The following is a 19659-nucleotide window of genomic DNA, read 5'->3' on the forward strand; positions in this document are numbered from 1 at the left end:
GATCGGCGCCTGCTCAGTCCGGCGCCGTCTCTAGCCGCCGGTAAAGGTCTATCATGATCGCGTCGCGGTTGACGTCATAGGCCTCGCGCATCAGATGACGGCCCTCCGGGTGCTGCCAGTAGAGATCATCATCGAGCACCGGCGAGCGCACGAGCATGGTCGGCACCCATTCTGGATCGAACAGCCAGGCGATGTCGATCAGGTCCCACAACACCCAGCTGCGCTCTTCCGGATCGGTGATCGCAAACATCTCGTGCAGCGGATTGTGCGTATAGAGATGGTGCAGATAGGAGGCGATCGCACTCTTGCCGTGGACGAAACGCTCCATCTCCGGAAGCGACATCTTGAGCTGGGCACCGACAAAATAACCGGGCAGATAGACATGCGGTACGCCGCAATCGAAGATCAGACTCGAGGCCAGTGGATCCTGAACCAGATTGAGAGACGGAGCGTTGCAGTGCGGTGAGTGGCTTGGATAGGCAGAGGTCCAGATGACCACGACATTGCGGATGATGTCTGGCGCCGTCAGGAAAGCCGAAGCGATATTCGTGACCGCGCCCATGGCGCAGATGTAGAGCAGCTCGTCCGGCTTGGCCCGTGCACGTTCGATGATGAAATCAGCGGATGGCGAGGTGATCGGTTCGTCGAGCGATGTCAGATAGCCGGGCGATCCCCGGAACACCCTGCCTTCCGGCGAAACCCGGCATTCATCATAGACCCTCAGGATTTCCTCATAGGAAAGCTCGGCACCCTCGTCGGGAGCGACGAACTTGATATCCTCTGCATTGCGGCCGGCGGCGATCACCCGTTCCGCCCAGCCGCGCAGGCTGCCGACCTTGTCGTCGCTCGCCGAGCGCCCTTCCCGCAAATGGTTCACGCTCTCGATGATCGCATCGCGGTGGTGCTGGAATGAAAACGGCACCGCAGTCACGCCTTCGAGATGCAGTCGGTCGGGCGACAGCAGCGCCCAGGCAATGGCGAACTGATCGTCGATTTCGTTTGCGGCATCGGTGTCGATGATCACGCGGACCGGCTTGCCGGGATGCTCCAGCCGCTGGCGCATCTCGTCATCGCTCAGTGTCGGGAAACGCTCAAGAATGTGGTCCGGTGTTTTCATCTGCCCAGCCTCCTGGTCGGTTGGTCCGCCGCATCGCGGGTTGTTTCTAATTGCCGAAGCCCTTGCCGAAAGCCTCTTCCTTGATGAACCGCTCCGAGATCACCAGAAGGATGATGCCGGGCAGGGAAACGATGAGCGTGATCCCGGCCGCAGAAGCATCCAGCGTTCCGCCGGAGATTTTCGAAAACAGCAATGTCGGCAGGGTGATGATCTTGCCCTGCCCCAAAAAAAAGGTGAGCAGGAAGATGTTGCTGGAGACGAGGAAAGTAAAAAGAGCACCCGCAACAACACCGGGCATCAGCATCGGCAGCGTCACCATCCTCAAAATCTGCCACCGGTTGGCGCCGAGGATCATCGCCTGTTCCTCGAATTCGCGTCCCAGCCCCTGATAGACTGCGGTCAGCATGCGCACCATGTAGGGTATGGTCGGGATGAGATGGGCGATGATGATGCCCACATAGCTGCCGGCAAGGCCAAGATTGATGAAGATCATCAAAAGCGCAATGCCGATCGCCGCTTCCGGCACGATCAGCGGCAAGGACAGGAAAAACTCAAAACCGTTTTTGCCCTTGAAGCTTTCACGCGCCAGCACCCGCGCCGCCGGCAGGCAGATAGCCAGGCAGATGACGGTTACCGCAAGACCGATCGCCATTGTGTTGATAGTCGCCTCGTAGATCCGCGAATAGGGCGAAAGCACATAGTCCCAGGCCAGCGGTATGGGCGATTTCTCGCGCTGTTCCAGCCACCACACGGAAGGCAGGAGATTTGGCCAGGCCCAGCGGAACGCCAGGCTCTGAACAATCAGCGGAGCGAACGGGCCGACAATCAGCGCCGCAACCGCGATCAGATAAAACCGCTGGAAAGGCGAAAGGCGGTTGAACGTGTTGGTGACTTTCCGGCTGGCCATCTCAGGCTCTCCCGCGCATGCGCTCGTAGCGCCGGTAAGTGGCAAGATATCCGAACAGGATCACGCCCGAGACGATGCCGATGGACACAACCGTCGCCATGCCCTGCAGCTGGAAGGCATAGTTGGCATCGTTGAAGTAACGCCAGGCAACCACCGGAAGCGTGTCTGGATAGCCGCCGCCGAGAATGAAAGGAGCCTCGAAAGCACCGACATTGAAGGCAAAGCAGATCAGCGTCGACGAAACGATACCGGGAAGGATCTGCGGCAGGGTGACGGAAAAGAAGATCTGCCGGCGATTGGCGCCGAGAATGGCTGCCGCCTCCTCGGTTTCGCGCCCAATGCCAAGAAGCACCGCATAAATCGCTAACGTCATGAACGGAACCTGTTTCCACACATAGACGGCGATGATGCCCCACCCGTAATGGGTCTTGAGGATCTGAGGGAACTCTCCCGGATTGTCGATCATGCCGACAAAGGCCAGCAGCCTCGACATGATGCCGCCATTTCCGAGCATCAGCACGACAAGCGCGATGCCCACCGTATAGGGGATCATCAGCGGCAGTTTGTAGAGATATTTATAAAGGGTCTTGCCGCGGAACGGCTTGATCAGTGCAAGGCTGAGCACGATCGCCATGATCAGCGCAATGATTGTCGACACGAATCCGTAATAGAGCGTCAGCCACAGCGACACCCAGAAGGCGGAAGATCCCCAAAGCGCACCGAAATAGGAAAAATCCGGAAACGTGTTGACGCCGAACCACGGGGCGAAGCCGAGACTTTGAAGCACGGCAAGCACCAGCGCACCGCCAAACAGAACAAACAGCACGATGACGACCGGCGACAGTTCGGCAATCAGCAGCAGCCGCGCCTTGCGTTGTTCGACAGTCCGCTTGGGCTTAACATTGCGCTGCTCGGCTGTCATGGTCGTCACGTTCATCGGGCACCTTTCCGGATAAAGACCAAGCGCCGCCGGCCGGGGCCGGCGACACCGGATTCGAGCGCTACTGCGCGATTTCCTTGGCCGACTTGGCGACGATCTCTTCAATCGAAGCGGATGAGCCGCGCTCGATATATTCGAGCCACGTGGCTTCGATCACATCGACCAGACTTGCATTGGTGTCCGGCGCCACATTGGCGTCGAGCTCTTCCTGGGTAACGCCATAGTGCTTGGGCGCAGCCTTTTCGACCATGGCGGCCTGTTCTGCGGTTAGTTTCCAGATGTCGATGCCCACCGGCATGCCGGCTTTTTCAAGTTTGGAAGCCTGCGATTCGACCGAAGCCATATAGTTCGCAAAGACAAGGGCGCTTGCCGGGTTCGGGCTGTTTACCGGAATGGCAAGGTAGTTCTTGTTGGCAATCATCAGCCCCTTGGGAAAGATGAATGCTTCAGCCTGCTCCGGATAGGTCCCCGTCTGCAGCCCGGTATGCACCGCGTAGAGACCGAATTTGCAGTCGAAATAGATCTCGCCGTTGAGGAAAAGACCGTCAAGCGCGGCAATATCCTCCGGATAACGCGCCTTCCCGCCATCGGCACCGAGCAACATAGGTTCGATGGATCTGAGATATTCCATTCCCGGTTTGATCAGCCGTGCCAGCTCTTCGGCTCCAAGTTCGTCGATCGACTTCTGGAACGGAATGGCGCCGTTGCCGTCCGGGTTGAAGGCATAGACCACCGACTGCACGAACGTGTTGCCGATATAGTGCGGCGGCTTCACATAGGTGAACTTGCCCGGATTCTTTTCAAGATAGGCCTTCATCTCCTCGAAGGTCGACGGCGTATCGGCCGCATCGACATATTGCCGGTTAACGGCACAGACATATTGCTGCCCGGACCAGGGGATTTCCTGGCTGTTGGTCACGACACCGAAATCGCGCAGGTTCAAGAGCGAACGCGGATCATCCTCATTCCAGTCGAAATTGCCCGAATTCGGCACCTTCTGCGCAAAAGACCCAAACAATGCGTCCTGCTGGGAAAGCGTGTAGAAGTTTTCGCCGTTGAGCCAGATGGCATCGACACTGCCTTCGCCAACGCCCTTGCCCGCGTTCTTTTCCGCAAGCACCAGATCAACCGCATCCTTTGTGCCGGTGATGCGCACCGGATTAAGCGTGACGCCCTCTGCCGCCAGCGCAGGGATAACGACGCTGTCGACCCACACATTGATGGTGTCGCTGCCGCCCCAATAGTAGAAGTTGATCTTGCCCTCCTCAGCGGCGCGTTTCTTCACGTCTTCCCAGCTTGCCTTGCCGTCAAGGAAATCCATTTGAAACTGCTTGGCCGCGTCATCGCCATGGGCAAGTGACGTCATCAGCGCGAGCGCACCCGCTGTCGTCAGTCCTTTGCGCAAAGCGCTCTTTTTCATACCAGTCATGATATTCCTCCCGTTTATGGCGGCTTCCTGCCACCGGTTCAGTTAGCTGGTTCCGTCCGGAAACAGCCAGATCCTGTCGCGCGGCAATTGCAGATAGACCGGAGTTCCGGGCTCCAGCTTCTCTGTTGAATGCTCGTCAACATTGAGTTCGAAATCGCCGACCTGCACGACGTAGGAAACGGTCGCGCCGAAGAAATCGGCGGTGCGGATTGTGCCGGAAAGCTGGTTCTGAACATCGGTTTCCGGCTGTTTCAGAAGTCTGATGGCCTCGCTGCGCACCATCGCCTTGACCTGCGAACCGGCGCTGAATGCACCGCCATCGCCGACACTCAATTCGGCAAATGCCGTGTTCAGCGCACCGTCTGCGACAACACCGTCGATGATATTCGACGCGCCCATGAATTTCGCCACACTCGTCTTGTCGGGCCTGTGGTAAATGCCGTCGGGCGTATCGAACTGCTCCAGACGCCCGTCAAAAAGCACCGCAACCCGATCGGACAGCTCCATGGCTTCGACCTGGTCGTGGGTCACGAAGATCGTGGTGATATTGAAGCGCTGCTGCAGCTCACGGATGAACCGCCGCATCTCTCCACGCAGGTTGGTATCGAGATTGGCCAGCGGCTCATCCATCATCAGGACGGATGGCTTGGTAATAAGGGTGCGGGCGATTGCAACGCGCTGCATCTGCCCGCCTGAGAGCTGCGCCGGAAACCGGTCTCGAAAGGCCGTGAGCTGGACAATATCCAGGATCTCCTCAAGGCGCTCGCCAACCTCTTCAACCGGAATATTGCGTACGCGCAGACCGAAGGTGATGTTTTTTTCGACACTCATATGGGGAAAAAGCGCATAGCGCTGGAACACCATGCCGACATTGCGGTCGCGCACCGGCACGTCCGATACGTCCTTTCCGTCGAAAAAAATCTCACCGCTTGTCGGATTGTCGAGACCTGAAATCATGCGCAACGTCGTCGTCTTGCCGCAGCCGGACGGGCCGAGCAGGGCCACGAGTTCGCCGGATTGGATGTCCAGATCGATGTGCTCGAGCGCAACAAATGATCCGAACTCCTTTCTGACTGCCTTGAGCTGTACCTGCGTCACGGTGTCAGCACCGCCCGGTCAGGCAATGAACAACGCGCCGGATAGGGTCAAATTCTGTTCGCATCAGCGCCTCCCAACAAAATTTGTTATAAACAACTGAATAATACTAATTGGCATTCCTGTCAACAATTCCCTGCACCTGAAAGATGGCTGCGAGGCCCCGGAAACGGGCGGAAAACACCGCCACGACAACAGGGTTTCGCATGACCTGAGCTCCCCCTCGGGTCAGTTTGGATCCGCATCTGAATTCATAGTCGCGGCGGGCACGCCGCCGTCGGTCATTAAAGGCCCGGATCAAGATGATTGCGCGCCGTCAGCCGCTTGAGGGGCGCCAGCCCCGCCCAGGCCGCGAACTCCGCAAGCACCTCATGATGATGTCCGGGAACAAGTACAAAATGATGTTCGACACCGTGCCCCATTACCGTTGTAATCACATCGTCGAGCGATGCCGGTTCGCGGGCGAAGGAAAATCCCCTGAGCCAGCCGCGGCATCCGCTGAAACCGGTCGGCGAACGTCCAACGACACGCGCTTCCATATCAAAGATCGCGGTTGCATCATCTGAAATGCGCATCGCGGTGACCGCCCCGTCGCGGAATACCAGATCGCTGATCGTGCCGAAACGGGGGCCTTCTTCCGTGCCGCGGCCGATCATCGGATGGTTGATCCATCTGGCGCCCGCATCATCTGCCAGATAGAGCGGGCCGCCGCCGCCGTGCCACATCAGGAGATCACCGTGGTCGAGATCCGGCTCGGTCATGTCCAGAAGATATCCGACCTTGCCGGTCATCGACTTGGCTGCGAGCTGGGTTACCGCTCCAAGCAGGTCTCCCTCGGACGCGACGGGAATGCCGTCGACTTCCTCAAGCCAGGTAAAGGCCGCGCCCGGGTGCATGCCGGGTTCGACCTGCAGCGCCGGCCAGTCGGAAACCGCCAGCGCATCGAATTCGCCTTCTGCACATGCGTCGCGCAGCGCCAGAGCCTTGCGGGCGCTCAGCTCCATTTGATCGTCCGTGACGCCATCGACTGTCGCTGCAGCTGCCATTTTGGCAATTTCCGCGCTTGCACGCGACGGATCGATGGCGCTCATGCGGCCGGTGAGTTCCGCCATCTCAAAGGCTTCAACATCGATTTGGAAACGCTGTTTGAGCGTATTGGAGGACACTTCCATATTATAGAAGGTCGGGGCCAGGCCACCGATCAGGGCAATGCGCGCATGGGTCATGGCTTTGACCATGGCAAGCGCGCGGAACGTATGGGTAAATCGCGCCTCGATTTCCGGGCTTCCGGGGGCGCCGAAATACCATTGAAGCGGGTGTTTTTTGAGGTCCCGCACTTTTTTGGCAATCGACATTGTCATATTGAGCGAGACAAAATTATTGAGCTGGATATCGCCTTCAAGCGTTGGCTCGGGCGTTGCCCAAACACCCATCGGAACCGGTATGGTGGCAAGCGTATGGGCGACATCGCCCATGGTGAAGCCGCCATGGATGAGAAGCAGGAAATCGGCGCCTTCCGACCTGCAGAATTCGGCCGCCTTGCGCGCCTCCGACCCGTTCATCGGCCTGTCCGGTGCAACAATCAGCCGCGCGCCTTCCGCATCACACAGTTTTTGAAGACCCTTCTGGCAATCCTCAAAAACATTGTGCTCGTCCGGAAAATAGCTCGGCAGCGAAGCATGGATCACGCCAATGGTCAGATTGTCACGCATAACCGACCTTTCTACCGCGCCTGCCTTGTGGCGCCGGTGAGGTTGAAACTGACTTTGCCGATCCGGTAGACCTGCTCGTAAAAGACCACGCCACCTTCCTCGTCAAAGGCGGTACAGGCCTGAACCAGCAATGGCCTGCCCGGTTCGATCTGCAGATATTTGGCAACATCTTCGGGAGCGCCCGCCGGGCTGATGTCCTCACACGCCGCATTCCATTCCAGCCCGAAGCGCTGCTTGAAAATGCGCAGGATCGACTGCTCGTGGCCGGTGTTCGGAAAGTCTTCCGGTGCGGCATTCGACAACAGGCGCGCAGGAACCCAGGTGCGCACCAGCATCTGCGGTTTGTCGTCGACCAGCCGCAGCCGCTCGATGCATGTCAGCCGCTCATGGCGCAGTTCCTCGATCAGTTCTTCGCCATGTGCATCGGCTTCCTGCGTTGAGATGCGGATGAGTTTCGAAGAGGGTTCGCGGCCGGCGCGCAGCATGGCATCGGTAAAGGACGACAGACACATGGAAGAGGGCGGCGAAAGCGAGATGACCGTGTAGCCGCTGCCCTGCCGCCGCTCCAAAAAGCCCTCATTAACCAGCATGTCCAGCGAACGGCGGATCGTCACGCGGCTGATGTCGAAAGTTCTCGCCAGTTCATCCTCGGTCGGCAGGCGCCCGCCAATGGGATAACGCCCTGAAACCAGCCTGCTCAAAAGGGCTCCGTAGGCAACTTTGTATTTCGGTGCGGCACGCGCTTCCAATGGTCAGTCTCCCTCATCCTTTGCATACCAATTTGTATGACTGAATGCGGTGTGTCAAATAGGACCCTAGGCCAGCCAGACGCTCTTTGTCTGCGAGTAGAGCGCGATGGCGTCCTTGCCCATTTCGCGGCCATAGCCGCTCTGTTTCATGCCTCCGAACGGCGAGGCGGCATCGGTTTCACCCCAGCAATTGATCCAGATCGTGCCGGCTTTCAGGCGCGACGCCATTGTCCGCGCGCGCGTGACATCCTGCGTCCACAGCCCGGCAGCAAGACCGTAATCGGTGTCATTGGCGCGGGCGAGGACATCGTCCTCATCGTCAAAGGAAAGCACGCACAGAACCGGTCCGAAAATCTCCTCGCGCGCAATCCGCATGTCGTCCGCGACGTTCGTCAAAACAGTCGGCGCAACGAAAAAACCTTCTTTGCCCAGTCGCCCGCCTCCGGCGACACATTCCGCGCCCTCGCTGACGCCGCTGTCGATATAGCCCGTAACCGTCCGCATCTGCCTCTCGCTGATGACCGGGCCGAGATCATGACCATCCGCCGCCATGCCCGGGCCGACGGACAGCTTGGCGGCAAGACCGATAAGCCCTTCCAGCACCCTGTCATGAATGGAACTGTGCACATAGAGCCGGGCACCTGCCGTGCACGATTGCCCGTTATTGCCGAACAGCGCCCAGAATGCGCCCGGTATCGCCTTTTCGAGATCCGCATCGGCAAATACGATATTGGCCGCCTTGCCGCCAAGCTCCAGGGAAACCTTCTTCAGATTACCCATCGAGGCTTCGACGATGCGCCGTCCCGTTGCTGTGCTGCCTGTAAATCCCACCTTGTCGACACCCGGGTGGGCGGCGAGCGCCGCACCTGCTTCCGTGCCGAAACCCGGAACAACGTTCAGCACGCCTTCGGGAAAACCCGCTTCAAGCGCAAGGTCGGCAAGATAAAGTGCGCTGAGCGGCGTTTGTTCCGCCGGTTTCAACACCACGCAATTGCCGGCGGCAAGAGCCGGTGCCAGTTTCCACGCCGCCATGAGTAGCGGGTAGTTCCACGGTGCGATGAGACCGCACACGCCAACCGGTTCAATCTTAGTGTAGTTGAGGCGATCCGGTTCAGAGACCGGGATCGTCGCACCTTCGATTTTGCTTGGCCATCCGGCAAAATAGCGAAAATGACGGGCCGAATAGGCTGCATCCACATCACGGGCCACCGCGAAGGGCTTACCGTTATCGAGTGCATCGAGCTGACCGAAAACCTCCGCTCGCTCGTCGATAAGCTCCGCCAGACGCCATAACAGTTTGGACCGCTCATCGGCCGTTAGCGCCGACCACGCGCCATCAAATGCGCGGCGTGCCGCTGCAACCGCAAGATCGACTTCCCTTTCGCCAGCTCTGGCAACGGTACACAAATGCCCGCCCGTGGAGGGATCGACAACATCGAATTCCCCGTCGCCATCGAGCCTGTGGCCACCGATGCGCAGCGATAGCGGGCCGGCAAGAAAGGCCTCGACGGAAGACAGCAATGGAATTGTTGCAGTCATAGCGCCGCCTTCAGCCGCGCCAGCCGCCGGCGGCCCTCGCCCGCCAGCCAGTCATTGAGGCGGGCTTTTCCGCCCTGGCCGAATTCCGAGATCGCGTCCGACCAGATAGCCCGTCCGCACATGAAACCGGCAGCTTCGACACCGGCCTCCGCTGCAAGCTTCAAGGACTGCTCGAACCATTCGAACGAAACCCCGGCACTCAGATAGACGAGCGGAATTTCACCCGCTGGCGCCGCCGCGTCCCGGAAGGCCTCCAGCGCCTGCTCATGGTTGAAATCGCCCGTGCCGAAGCCTTCGACAAAGGCAAGATTGACCGGGATTTCAACCTTCAGGACATCGATCCTGAAATCAGGGTGAGCAAATATCCGCGTCGCATCCCGGACCAGTTGAGGCTTTAGCTTCGCAAATTCGAGCGATGACGCATCGTCGATTTCATCGTCATAGACGATCGGTTCAAACAGGAATTCAATGCCATGCATGGCGCATTGCGCGCCGATATCGCGCACAAGCGCGTGTTTCTTTTCGTTGGTCGATGTGCTGCTGCGCGGCCCGTAATAGAGAAAGAACTTGAGACGGCGCACGCCGAGCCCTGCGTAATCCGCAACGGACAGATTGTCCGGAAGTGCTGTAATGCGTTCGCTTGTGGTGATGTGATAGACGTCGGCCTCGTAAGCCAGCAGCTTTTCGCATGACGCATCGTAATGGGGCAGCAGTTCGCGGCCATATTCGGCATCCACAAGCAATACCGAGGCTTCCGGGCTGAGGCATTCGACGACGGCTTTTTTGAATTCAAACAGATCCGTCTCAACTGCATCCGCACCACGTGCTTCGGCAATCGCAGCCTTCAGCCCGCTGCCCTGGTCCACAGCAACACCATACATGGGCGATATGGATTCCGGTTTGCTGTTGCCCATGTCATTCAGCCTGTCTTGATTGCCGGAAAGCAGGGCGTGTCGGATGGCGCGCACCAATAGCGCAGCATTTCCGCTGTCGGCGTCAGAATTGATATGGAAAACCCGCCCATCTCCTGCGTCGTCACGTAGGAGCCGATCATTGGAGCAACGGCCGAAATACCGCGCTCGGCGAGCGCCTTTTCCGTTTGCCCGTAGATGGTCAGAAGTTCCATCAGCGTGGTGCCGCCCATGCCGTTGACGATCACGGCGACCGCTTCGCCGGATGCAACCGGACGGTCTTCGAGCAACGCATCAACGATCGTGTGAACCAGCCCGGACACCGGTCCGTATTTTTCTCTGCCGATGCCCGGTTCCCCGTGCACGCCCATGCCGAGATAAATCTCGTCATCGGGCAACGAAAACATCTCCTTGCCCGTCAACGGAGACACACCCGGACTGACCGCGGCGGCGAGGGTGCGGGTGTTGTCCCGCACGGCTTCGCCGAGCGCATAAAGCGGATCCAACGCCATGCCTTCTTCCGCCGCGGCCCCGAGGATCTTGTAGATAAACATGGTGCCGGGCGCACCGCGCCGTTCATGTTCCTCGCCCTTCGGCGCTGAGGAAATGTCGTCATACATGTAGAGAGGCCTGACCCGCAGGCCCTGCTCTTCCGCAAGCATTACCGCCGCGCCGCCATTGATCACATCGCCTGAATGCTGGGATACCAGCAGGATCGACCCGGCCTTGCCGTTGACTTCGGCGATACCGTCAAGGATTAAGTCCGCCGACGGGGCTGCGAACACGTCGCCAACAACATTGGCGTCAAGCAGGCCCGCGCCGACAAAGCCCATGGCAATCGGCTCATGGCCCGAACCATTGCCGATCAGGAGCGTCACCTTTTCATCATTGCCCTTTTGCGTGGCACGCACGACGATGCGCGGATCGTTGCGTCCCCGTTTGACCTGCGGATAGGCGGCAACAAAACCGTCGATCATATCGTCGACCATTGTCTCCTGACTGTTGAACAGCTTTTTCATGGCTGTTCCTCCGCATCAGCCAATGCCTGAAGGATCAGGCAAACAGATGTCGCGCCCGGATCGAGATGCCTCGCGCCTGCATTTTCGACATATCGGGCGCGACCGCGGCGCGCTGCCATGTCGCGGGTTGCATCGCGACCTTCGGCAGCGGCCGCAACCGCAGCGTTGATGCCCCGGCCGGCATCAAGCGTGGTAACGGCGGGTTCAAGAGCATCCACCATGCTCTTGTCACCAGGTTCTGCTTTTCCCAGGACCTTGATCCGGTCCAGCGCACGGTTGAGATGGAATGCGAGTGATTTGTCGCTACCGTTCAAATGAAGCTCGATTTCATGCAGAATCAGACCGAAGAGCGTACCTGACGCTCCACCGGAGGCGCGCATGAAAGCCTTCGCCTGTTTGTTTGCATCGGCCTTTTCTGAGGCTTTAAGGCCGCGCAACATGGTCGTCCCGTGGTCGCCATCGCCAATGGCCGCATCAAGTTCGTCGAGGCGCTGTTGTTCCGACACGTAAACGGAAAGCAGCCGCTCGAAATATCCGCGCGCGCTCATTGGAACGTCGCCTTCATGAATTGCAGCGCCTGGCGGGCAGCTTCCGTCGGATCTGTTTCGATGTCCCGCCAGATGTTCAGGTCGGCGCTTGTCGGATGGCCGGGCACCACGAACATTTCAGCCGTTATCCAGCCGTCATATCCGGTTTCGCTGAGCGCTTCGGCACAGGATGCGAAATCAAAATGCCCGCTTCCGGGCGTGCCGCGATCATTGTCCGAAACGTGAAAATGGAAGAGACGTTCGCCGGTCTTATTGATAGCAGCAGGAGGATCCTTTTCCTCCATATTCATGTGGAACGTGTCGAGGAGTACTCCGATGCGCGGCGAGCCGGTGGCTTTGGCAAGCGCGGTGCCCTCGCCGGCTGTGTTTGTCAGATCGGTTTCGAACCGGTTGATGACTTCGATGCCCAGAACGACGCCTTCATCGGCCAGTAGCGGATCGATCCTGCCAAGAACTTCCGCTGAACGCTCAGCCCGTCCGGCCTTATCCGTCGGGTCGAACACTCCCCATGGGGCGGCAAGGACACCGGCGAGCTGTCGCGATCCAAGCGCGGAGGTGATACGTATGGCATTTTCCAGCGCCGCCTGCGCGGCCCTGCGCATTTCCGGATCCCGCGATGTCGGATCCTCGTCAACGCCAAGTCCGGTCGAACAGGTAATCTCGAGCCCACAGTCGCTGGCGGCGGCCTTCAGCGCTGCTGCGCGTTCGAGGGTTATTCCAAGCAATGAAATTTCAACACCGTCAAAGCCGAGATCCGCCACAATCGACATGATCGGATCGATCTCATCGGTCCAGCGCGTCATCCAAAGCCCGGAATGAATACCAAATTTCATCTAAATCACCAAATTTGTAAATACAGATTAGTACTTTCAAATCATGCCGTCAACCGGCTTCCTGGAGCCGCAGCGCTTTGCGGTTGATCTTGCCCGAGGATGTCAGTTCGAAGCTTTCTACAAATTCGACCTCGCGCGGTGCCTTGTAGGGCGCGAGCCGGTTTCGTACGTGATCGGAAAGCTCTTTTTTAAGTTCCGGAGATGATTTCGGGGTGTAATTTGCCGCCAGTCTGACAAAGGCTTTCACGATCGAGCCGCGCTCCGGATCGGGTTTGCCGACAACCGCCGCCTCGGCAACGGCCGGGTGCGCGATCAGACACTCCTCGATCTCCGCCGGGCCGATCCGGAAGCCGGAGGATTTGATGAGATCGTCTGAGCGGCCCTTGTACCAGAAGTAACCGTCGTCATCGCGCACCGCCAGATCGTGTGTCCGCATATAGGGCCCAAGGCGCAGTTCGGCTTCCTTTTCCGGATTGTTGAGATAGCCGAGATAGCGGGTCGGTGCATCTGCGGTGGTGACGATCTCACCGATCTCACCTGGCCGCACGTCCTTTCCCTCTGCGTCGACAAGCAGCACCTTGTGACCGGGATAGGCAAGCCCCATCGAACCGGCACGGCGCGGATAGAGCGCCGCGCAATTGCCGATCAGATGGTTGACCTCCGTCATCCCGTAAAACTCGTTGCAAACCACACCGAGCGCATTTTCGGACCACTCCAGGATTTCGGCCGCAAGTGCCTCCCCGCCGGTGCAGATCACCCGCAGAGACAGGTCGTGATCCTTTCGCGGCTGCCGCGTTTGCGCCAACCGCCGGATGGCGCTCGGCGCAAGGAAAGTATGGGTCACCTTGTGGCGCGCCATGAATTCAAAGGCCCATTCGGCCTTGAAGCGGGCTTCGGATGTGACAACGGGCCGGCCAGCAAGCCAGGCGGGAAACAGCATGTCGAGAAGCCCGCCGACCCAGGCCCAGTCTGACGGCGACCAGTAGACAGCATCGCCGTCGGCGAGTGATAAATTGAAGAACAGGTTGATCGACGGGCGATAGGACGCAAGCACCCGGTGGCCATGCAGAATTCCTTTCGGCATGCCGGTCGAACCGGATGTATACATAAGCAGCGCCGGATCGTCGGCACCGGTTAATTCAGGCCCGAAATCGGATGGGGCAGGGGCTTGCAATACGGCGTCCAGATCTTCTTCCGGCCCCGTGCTGAAGCTTGCCAGAACATACCGGAGCTGCGGAAACAGCGTGGCGGATTGCGACCGCAGAGGCGCCCAGGCAGCTTCCGTCGTCAAGAGGATGGTCGCACCACAATCGTTCAATGCATGGGCCAGCGTATCGGGGCCGTAAAGCTGCGACAGCGTGACCGCCACGGCGCCGATTTTGCAGATCGCCATATGTGCAATGGCCGTTTCGGGGCGCATGCCGCAGTGCAGGCCTATATAATCGCCGCGACCGTAGCCGAGTGCGCGCAACCGTGCTGCGAGCGCCGTCGAAGCGCGGTCCACTTCGGCGAATGTATAGTGCACCATAGTGCCGTCGGCCTCTTCGATACTGATCGCCCGGCGATCGCGCGTGTCAGGACCAAGATAGCGGCCAACGGTCATGGAAAATATGTTGCAGTCGGGTGCGACGGCAATTTCCAGACCGCCATTGCGGCATGAAAGCCCGATTTCCGCCAGGTCTTCTGCCGGCCATTTATCCAGCGGTTTCAAGGGCTTCTCCCGTTAGTTCGATCAGCAGACCCGGCGCGCCATCATGAACAGCCAACAGCCGTGCATGCTCACCCTCCATTACCGGGTTGGCGATTCTGCAGACCGCCTGGTTGTCAGCGCCATCGAAGCGCACCAGGGCGAAACTTCCTCCCGAACCATCCGTTCGGTGAACAAGCGCCGCTGTCCCGGCGAGTTGCTTCCAGCCATACGAGCCGGCAAGATTATCACTCGATTGACAGCCGCAGGCCCGCTCCGGCGGAAAGGTCACCCGGTCGCAGCGCCGGCATTGCCGGGCAATGGACTTGCCTTCACGAAGCCCGTTCAGATAAGGCTCCAATGCACCGGCGCCGAGTGTGTATTCAAGGGTCAGACGATGCTTCAATTTCCGCTCCCCTCGAGCACTGTAACCGCACAGGTCGTTGCAATCCCGCCATGGGTATCGGCGACCGCATGGCGCGGCGGTTTTCTCATTTGCAGGCCGGTGTGATAGGTGCCTTCTATCTGCTGCGCGCAGGCGGCCACCTGGGCAACCCCCGTTGCCCCGACCGGCGCGCCCTGCCCCATCAGCCCGCCGGACAGATTGACCGGAAGCCTGCCCGAGGGAGAAAACCCGCCCGAGCGATGTTCCTTCAAAAAATCGTTCGAGAGACCGAGCGCCTCTATCGCCTGGAGCTGGGCGCCCGAATAGGCATCATAGATTTCTGCCAGATCGATTTGCCGGGCCGGTTCCGAAATTCCGGCCAAGGCATAGGCTCGTTTTGCCGCGACCTGCTTGGCCTTAAACAATCCCGGATCCTCCCGGTCGCCAAGACGCACCCGATCATTAGCGGCTCCGATACCGGCAATGCGCGCGGCGTTCTTCCTGTCGGCCGGCGCGGCATTCGGATCCGTCAAAATGATCGCAGCGGCACCGTCGCTGAGAGGCGAACAGTCCAGCCGCCTGTATGGGTCAGAGACCATCAGCGATTCGCGCACCTCCTCTTGCGTAATTTCAAGCGGCAGATGCGCCTTCGGATTGTCCCGTGCGTTTTCGCGGTTCTGAACCGAAATTACTGAAAAATCGTCATGGTTGGCACCGCAACGCGCCATGAAAGCCTTTGCCGAAAGCGCATAGAGCGCGGTCGCTGAAATGCCGGTCATGCCGTCGGTCCAGGCGTCAAAGGAATAGCCGTAGAGTTCGGAAACGGCGGCGCCGCTCAGATAGGAGGCCGACGGCTCGAAACCGACGACGGCAACCCGCCGGGCCGACCCCGACAGAACCATCGCGACGCCGGCGTGAACGGCAAGCTGACCGGAGGCACCGCCACCCTCAACACGCTGGCAGGCTGCACCTGCAAGACCGATATCATCGGCAAGAACCGATGCTGGATTGAGCTGCATGGAGAAAAAGTCGCTTTCGCTGGCAACCACCAGAGCATCGATGTCGCCCCTGCCGAGCTTGGCCGAAACCAGCGCCTCCCTGAGGGCTTCTTCCGCCCAGTCGCGGAACCCGCTGCCGTCCTTGCGGCGGTTGAAAGCGGTCATTCCCGTACCGGCAACCAATACCATTACTCACTCCCAGTCGAAGTGAGCAAACAAAACCCAAGCTTATTTGTCAATACAAATTATTTAAGATGACCTTGCATCGGCGGTCCCGACAAGCACCTGCATCAGAACGGCAGCCCGACGTAATTTTCCGCCAGTGCTGTCGACGCTGCTTTCGAATGGGTAAGCTGGTAGAACTCGGCCTGCTGGATGCGCCGGTCGAATATGCTCATATCCGGGAATCGGTGCATCACACTCGTCATCCACCAGGAAAACCGCTCGGCGTTCCAAATGCGATGCAGCGCCTTTTTTGAATAGGTATCGAGGCCGGCATCGGAGCTGTCGAGATAATGTTCGCGCAGGGCCTCGAACAGATAGTGCACATCGCTTGCGGCAAGGTTGAGCCCCTTTGCACCCGTCGGCGGAACAATATGGGCCGCATCGCCGGCAAGAAACAGCCTGCCGAAGCGCAGAGGTTCGGAGACAACCGACCGCAACGGCGCGATCGACATTTCCAGAGCCGGGCCCGTGGTGACCTGTTGCGCAGTTTTGTCCGGCAGACGCCGCCGCAATTCGTCCCAGAAACGGTCCGCCGTCCAGTCTTCCACCTTCTCGGTCAGAGGGCATTGGACATAATAGCGGCTGCGTGTCAGCGACCGCATCGAACACAACGCAAATCCACGGCTGTGATTGGCGTAGATAAGCTCCTCGTGAACGGGCGGCACATCGGCCAGAAGGCCAAGCCAGCCGAAGGGGTAGACCTTTTCGAAGGTCTGCATCGCCCCCTCCGGCACGACCTTGCGGCTGACGCCGTGAAAGCCGTCGCATCCGGCGATGAAATCGCAATCGATCCGCTGGCTGACCCCGTCCTTTTCAAAGGTCACATAGGGGCTCGTACCGTCGAAATCGTGCGGACGCACATTGTCCGCCTCATAAAAGGTCTTGAGGCTTTCGGCTTCGCGGGCTTCCATCAGGTCCTGGGTGAGCTCCGTCTGCCCATATACATGCACACGTTTGCCGCCGGTCAGATTGTAAAGATCGATCCGGTGGACCTCGTCGTCAAAGACAAGGTCAAACCCGTCATGCGGAAGGTTCTCGCGCTGTAGCCGTTCACCGACCCCGGCCTTGTCGAGCAGCCACGCCGTGCCCTCTTCCAGAACGCCGGCTCTGATACGGCCCAAAATGTGGTCCTTGCTGACACGGTCCAGAACGATATTGTCGATCCCGGCCTTGTAGAGAAGCTGGCCGAGCAAAAGTCCCGCCGGCCCGGATCCGATGATAGCTACCTGTGTCCGCATGTTTAAACCTCCCTGATCGGTTGTTTCTTGCCGATCCAGATCATCAGCGCCGACAATATGACAATGGCAATCGCCAGCATGAGAACGGACATGCCGAGCGCATCGTCGTTGCTGAAATAAACGAGAATCGAGACAATGGTTGCGCCACCCATCTGGGTTGCGAAACCGAATATGGAAACCGCAAACCCGGCCCGGTCCTGATGCGGATCAAGCACCAGGCTGGTTGCATTGGAATAGAAAACGAGAAATCCGGCATTGGCCAGCGCCAGCAGCAACGGCAGCACAATCACGCTCAGGAGATCGCCGACCGTGAGGGCTACGAAAATACCGGACATCACCATCATGACGGCGCTTGCAACGGCAACCGACGGAACAACGCCGATAGAATGGATAAGCCGCCGGTTCAGTATCTGCCCGGCGATGATCCCGAGACTATGGAGCGCAAAGAGGCCGGCAAACACAAGACCGGTAATGCCGAACTCGGTCTCGTAGAGCGGCGCAGCGCCGGTCAAAATCAGCAGCATGAACGCCATGGCGAGCATCGACACGAGCACGAAAAAGCACGACTGCGGATGGGTGAACAGCGCCACGAAATTCGCTTGTATGCGTGACATCTTGAGGGCGTGCGCGTCTTTCAGGCTGGATGTTTCGGGAAAGAAACCAAGCATGAAGATAAGAACCAGCGTCAGGCAGGAAAGCCCGAAAAATATGGACCGCCAGCCGGCAAAATCGGCGATCAGGGCTCCGATTACCGGTGCCAGCATCGGTCCGACCGCAAAAACCAGCGAAGCCATTGCCATGTTGCGCGCAAGTTCCTTGCCCGAAAACAGGTCACGCAATATTGCCCGGCTGCCGACAATGGCGGACGCGGCGCCAAGTCCCTGCACGACACGGGCCAGCAGCAGCAAGGTTATTGTCGGAGCGAGGACAGCCAGCGTCTGCCCGACCAGCAACACGGCAAGCCCGATAAACAAAATCGGTTTGCGGCCGAACCGGTCCGACACCGAACCCCAGAACAGCTGCCCGGCTCCGGCGGCAAAAATGTAAGCGGTCACCGTCCACTGGACATAGGAATAGGGCGTGGCAAATTCCTGCACCATGTCAGAAAACGCCGGCAGTGTGATGTCGACGGAAAAAGCTGACAGAGACATCAGCAAGCCGCAATAAATGACAATCAGGCGCTGGCTCATGGGCTCGCGCCGCCATTGTCTTCGGTGCCGAGCGCATCGATGTTTTCCACGAGACGCACGGCGGTGCGAAGCGCTGCACCGGTTGCAACGACCATCTGTGGCAATAACATCCACTCCAGCGTCCAGGCTGAGCCCGACCGCTCGTTTTCGTGGATAAGAGCCGAGTGCGTGCCCGAAACAAGTGAGGCATTGAAGCCGGCAAGCGTGACAAGAATTTCAGCGGCCACCGGGTTTTGCTTGTGCGCCATGGCCGATGAAGTGCCACCGCCGGAAAGCGTGATGTCGCCAACCTCGTTTTGCGCCATCAGTGTGACGTCCCGCCCGATCTTGCCTAGAACGCCGGTAATCTGCGACAGCCAGCCGGCAAAATCGGCAATTGCAACCCTGTTGGTGTGCCAGCAGCCTTCATAGGCAAGGCCCAGTTCCCTGGCCAGCCGCTCCGCCACTTTCACCTTCTTGTTGTCGAGGCGGTCGAGCGTTCCGACAGCGCCGCCGAATTGCAACCGCAACACCCTGCCTTTCACCGGCCCCAGGGCATCTTTCAGTTCAGCAAGCGGCGCCCGCCAGGTTGCCACCTTGTCCGACACATTGACGGGAACCGCACGCTGCATGCGCGTATGCGCCATCAGCCACCCGGCCCCAAAGCGGGCATCGACATCGCCAAGCAGAGCCGTCAGTGCATCAAGACGCCCGTCCAATTCCTCAAGCGCGGTTTTGAGCCGCAGAACCAGCGCCGTGTCGATTACATCCTGGCTTGTTGCGCCGAAATGGACGTCCACCGCAACCTTCGGGTCGGCCGCAGTCCGCAATTGCCGCACCAGCTCCGGTACGCATACGCCGTCACGGGCGGTGGCATCGCGCAAAGCGGCAATATCTGGCCTGATTTTTCTGCACGCTGCCGCAATTTTCGCTCCGCTGCCTTTGGCAATGACACCTGCGTCTTCTTCGGCAATGGCCAACGCGGCCTCGAATTGCAGCATTGCCTCGATCTCGGCTGTGACCGCAAACAATTGCGAAAGCGGTTCGTCCCCCAAAAGCCCCGACAGGATGGGGTGCTCAAAAACCGAGACACTCATTCAGGCACCCCCGGATTTTCTGTTGCTTTGCCGTTTTCCAAACGGTGATCTGCGGTGGCCA

General features: G+C 59.1%; 18 protein-coding genes. All 18 read right to left on the reverse strand.

Translation table 11 applies throughout. The features are described from left to right. Positions 1 to 13 precede the first annotated feature (13 nt). A complete protein-coding gene (locus tag ABVT35_RS23690; protein ID WP_368469904.1) occupies positions 14 to 1117 on the reverse strand; it encodes a nucleoside hydrolase in 1104 nt (367 codons plus the stop codon). A 46-nt stretch (positions 1118 to 1163) separates the two neighbouring features. Beyond that, positions 1164 to 2024, reverse strand: coding sequence for an ABC transporter permease (locus ABVT35_RS23695; RefSeq protein ID WP_368469905.1), 861 nt, complete (start codon positions 2022 to 2024; stop codon positions 1164 to 1166). A gap of 1 nt (position 2025) precedes the next feature. After that, positions 2026 to 2961 (reverse strand): ABC transporter permease, encoded by a 936-nt coding sequence (locus tag ABVT35_RS23700; RefSeq protein ID WP_368469907.1) that lies wholly within the window; start codon positions 2959 to 2961, stop codon positions 2026 to 2028. A gap of 64 nt (positions 2962 to 3025) precedes the next feature. Further along, positions 3026 to 4393: an ABC transporter substrate-binding protein gene (locus ABVT35_RS23705; RefSeq protein WP_368469908.1), complete on the reverse strand. Its 1368-nt coding sequence runs from the start codon at positions 4391 to 4393 to the stop codon at positions 3026 to 3028. 42 nt (positions 4394 to 4435) lie between these two features. Continuing rightward, positions 4436 to 5491, reverse strand: coding sequence for an ABC transporter ATP-binding protein (locus ABVT35_RS23710; RefSeq protein WP_368469909.1), 1056 nt, complete (start codon positions 5489 to 5491; stop codon positions 4436 to 4438). Positions 5492 to 5772: 281 nt separating this feature from the next. Then, positions 5773 to 7200 carry an L-fucose/L-arabinose isomerase family protein gene (locus ABVT35_RS23715; protein WP_368469911.1) on the reverse strand — a complete coding sequence of 476 codons (1428 nt, stop codon included), beginning with the start codon at positions 7198 to 7200 and terminating at the stop codon, positions 5773 to 5775. Positions 7201 to 7211: 11 nt separating this feature from the next. Then, a complete protein-coding gene (locus ABVT35_RS23720) occupies positions 7212 to 7949 on the reverse strand; it encodes a GntR family transcriptional regulator (protein WP_368469913.1) in 738 nt (245 codons plus the stop codon). Between the two features lie 66 nt (positions 7950 to 8015). Continuing rightward, positions 8016 to 9488 carry an aldehyde dehydrogenase family protein gene (locus ABVT35_RS23725; RefSeq protein ID WP_368469915.1) on the reverse strand — a complete coding sequence of 491 codons (1473 nt, stop codon included), beginning with the start codon at positions 9486 to 9488 and terminating at the stop codon, positions 8016 to 8018. Further along, a complete protein-coding gene (locus ABVT35_RS23730; protein ID WP_368469917.1) occupies positions 9485 to 10402 on the reverse strand; it encodes a tagatose 1,6-diphosphate aldolase in 918 nt (305 codons plus the stop codon). The genes ABVT35_RS23725 and ABVT35_RS23730 overlap by 4 nt, the downstream gene beginning before the upstream one ends. 5 nt (positions 10403 to 10407) lie before the next feature. Further along, positions 10408 to 11418 carry a dihydroxyacetone kinase subunit DhaK gene (locus tag ABVT35_RS23735; RefSeq protein ID WP_368469919.1) on the reverse strand — a complete coding sequence of 337 codons (1011 nt, stop codon included), beginning with the start codon at positions 11416 to 11418 and terminating at the stop codon, positions 10408 to 10410. Further along, the gene (locus tag ABVT35_RS23740; RefSeq protein ID WP_368469920.1) at positions 11415 to 11966 is read right to left on the reverse strand and encodes a DAK2 domain-containing protein; all 552 of its coding nucleotides are present in this window, start codon (positions 11964 to 11966) and stop codon (positions 11415 to 11417) included. The genes ABVT35_RS23735 and ABVT35_RS23740 overlap by 4 nt, the downstream gene beginning before the upstream one ends. Next, positions 11963 to 12799: a sugar phosphate isomerase/epimerase family protein gene (locus tag ABVT35_RS23745; RefSeq protein ID WP_368469922.1), complete on the reverse strand. Its 837-nt coding sequence runs from the start codon at positions 12797 to 12799 to the stop codon at positions 11963 to 11965. The genes ABVT35_RS23740 and ABVT35_RS23745 overlap by 4 nt, the downstream gene beginning before the upstream one ends. 49 nt (positions 12800 to 12848) lie before the next feature. After that, a complete protein-coding gene (locus ABVT35_RS23750; RefSeq protein WP_368469924.1) occupies positions 12849 to 14510 on the reverse strand; it encodes an acyl-CoA synthetase in 1662 nt (553 codons plus the stop codon). Next, positions 14494 to 14892: a zinc ribbon domain-containing protein gene (locus tag ABVT35_RS23755; RefSeq protein ID WP_368469925.1), complete on the reverse strand. Its 399-nt coding sequence runs from the start codon at positions 14890 to 14892 to the stop codon at positions 14494 to 14496. Before ABVT35_RS23755 ends, ABVT35_RS23750 begins: the two co-directional genes overlap by 17 nt. After that, a complete protein-coding gene (locus ABVT35_RS23760; protein WP_368469926.1) occupies positions 14889 to 16058 on the reverse strand; it encodes a thiolase family protein in 1170 nt (389 codons plus the stop codon). The genes ABVT35_RS23755 and ABVT35_RS23760 overlap by 4 nt, the downstream gene beginning before the upstream one ends. 101 nt (positions 16059 to 16159) lie before the next feature. Then, positions 16160 to 17332 (reverse strand): 4-hydroxybenzoate 3-monooxygenase, encoded by a 1173-nt coding sequence (pobA, locus tag ABVT35_RS23765; RefSeq protein ID WP_368469927.1) that lies wholly within the window; start codon positions 17330 to 17332, stop codon positions 16160 to 16162. Positions 17333 to 17334: 2 nt separating this feature from the next. After that, positions 17335 to 18522 (reverse strand): Bcr/CflA family efflux MFS transporter, encoded by a 1188-nt coding sequence (locus ABVT35_RS23770; RefSeq protein ID WP_368469929.1) that lies wholly within the window; start codon positions 18520 to 18522, stop codon positions 17335 to 17337. Next, entirely contained in the window at positions 18519 to 19598 is a 1080-nt protein-coding gene (locus tag ABVT35_RS23775) for a 3-carboxy-cis,cis-muconate cycloisomerase (RefSeq protein ID WP_368469930.1), read from the reverse strand. Before ABVT35_RS23775 ends, ABVT35_RS23770 begins: the two co-directional genes overlap by 4 nt. Positions 19599 to 19659 lie beyond the last annotated feature (61 nt).

The organism is Hoeflea sp. TYP-13, from assembly GCF_040932035.1.
Classification (GTDB): domain Bacteria; phylum Pseudomonadota; class Alphaproteobacteria; order Rhizobiales; family Rhizobiaceae; genus Hoeflea_A.

Excerpts from the sequence above, each read along its gene's own strand:
- ABVT35_RS23690 (WP_368469904.1), bottom strand. The coding sequence starts at position 1,117 with ATGAAAACACCGGACCACATTCTTGAGCGTTTCCCGACACTGAGCGAT.
- ABVT35_RS23695 (WP_368469905.1), bottom strand. The coding sequence starts at position 2,024 with ATGGCCAGCCGGAAAGTCACCAACACGTTCAACCGCCTTTCGCCTTTC.
- ABVT35_RS23700 (WP_368469907.1), bottom strand. The coding sequence starts at position 2,961 with ATGAACGTGACGACCATGACAGCCGAGCAGCGCAATGTTAAGCCCAAG.
- ABVT35_RS23705 (WP_368469908.1), bottom strand. The coding sequence starts at position 4,393 with ATGACTGGTATGAAAAAGAGCGCTTTGCGCAAAGGACTGACGACAGCG.
- ABVT35_RS23715 (WP_368469911.1), bottom strand. The coding sequence starts at position 7,200 with ATGCGTGACAATCTGACCATTGGCGTGATCCATGCTTCGCTGCCGAGC.
- ABVT35_RS23725 (WP_368469915.1), bottom strand. The coding sequence starts at position 9,488 with ATGACTGCAACAATTCCATTGCTGTCTTCCGTCGAGGCCTTTCTTGCC.
- ABVT35_RS23730 (WP_368469917.1), bottom strand. The coding sequence starts at position 10,402 with ATGGGCAACAGCAAACCGGAATCCATATCGCCCATGTATGGTGTTGCT.
- ABVT35_RS23735 (WP_368469919.1), bottom strand. The coding sequence starts at position 11,418 with ATGAAAAAGCTGTTCAACAGTCAGGAGACAATGGTCGACGATATGATC.
- ABVT35_RS23740 (WP_368469920.1), bottom strand. The coding sequence starts at position 11,966 with ATGAGCGCGCGCGGATATTTCGAGCGGCTGCTTTCCGTTTACGTGTCG.
- ABVT35_RS23745 (WP_368469922.1), bottom strand. The coding sequence starts at position 12,799 with ATGAAATTTGGTATTCATTCCGGGCTTTGGATGACGCGCTGGACCGAT.
- ABVT35_RS23760 (WP_368469926.1), bottom strand. The coding sequence starts at position 16,058 with ATGGTATTGGTTGCCGGTACGGGAATGACCGCTTTCAACCGCCGCAAG.
- pobA (WP_368469927.1), bottom strand. The coding sequence starts at position 17,332 with ATGCGGACACAGGTAGCTATCATCGGATCCGGGCCGGCGGGACTTTTG.
- ABVT35_RS23770 (WP_368469929.1), bottom strand. The coding sequence starts at position 18,522 with ATGAGCCAGCGCCTGATTGTCATTTATTGCGGCTTGCTGATGTCTCTG.
- ABVT35_RS23775 (WP_368469930.1), bottom strand. The coding sequence starts at position 19,598 with ATGAGTGTCTCGGTTTTTGAGCACCCCATCCTGTCGGGGCTTTTGGGG.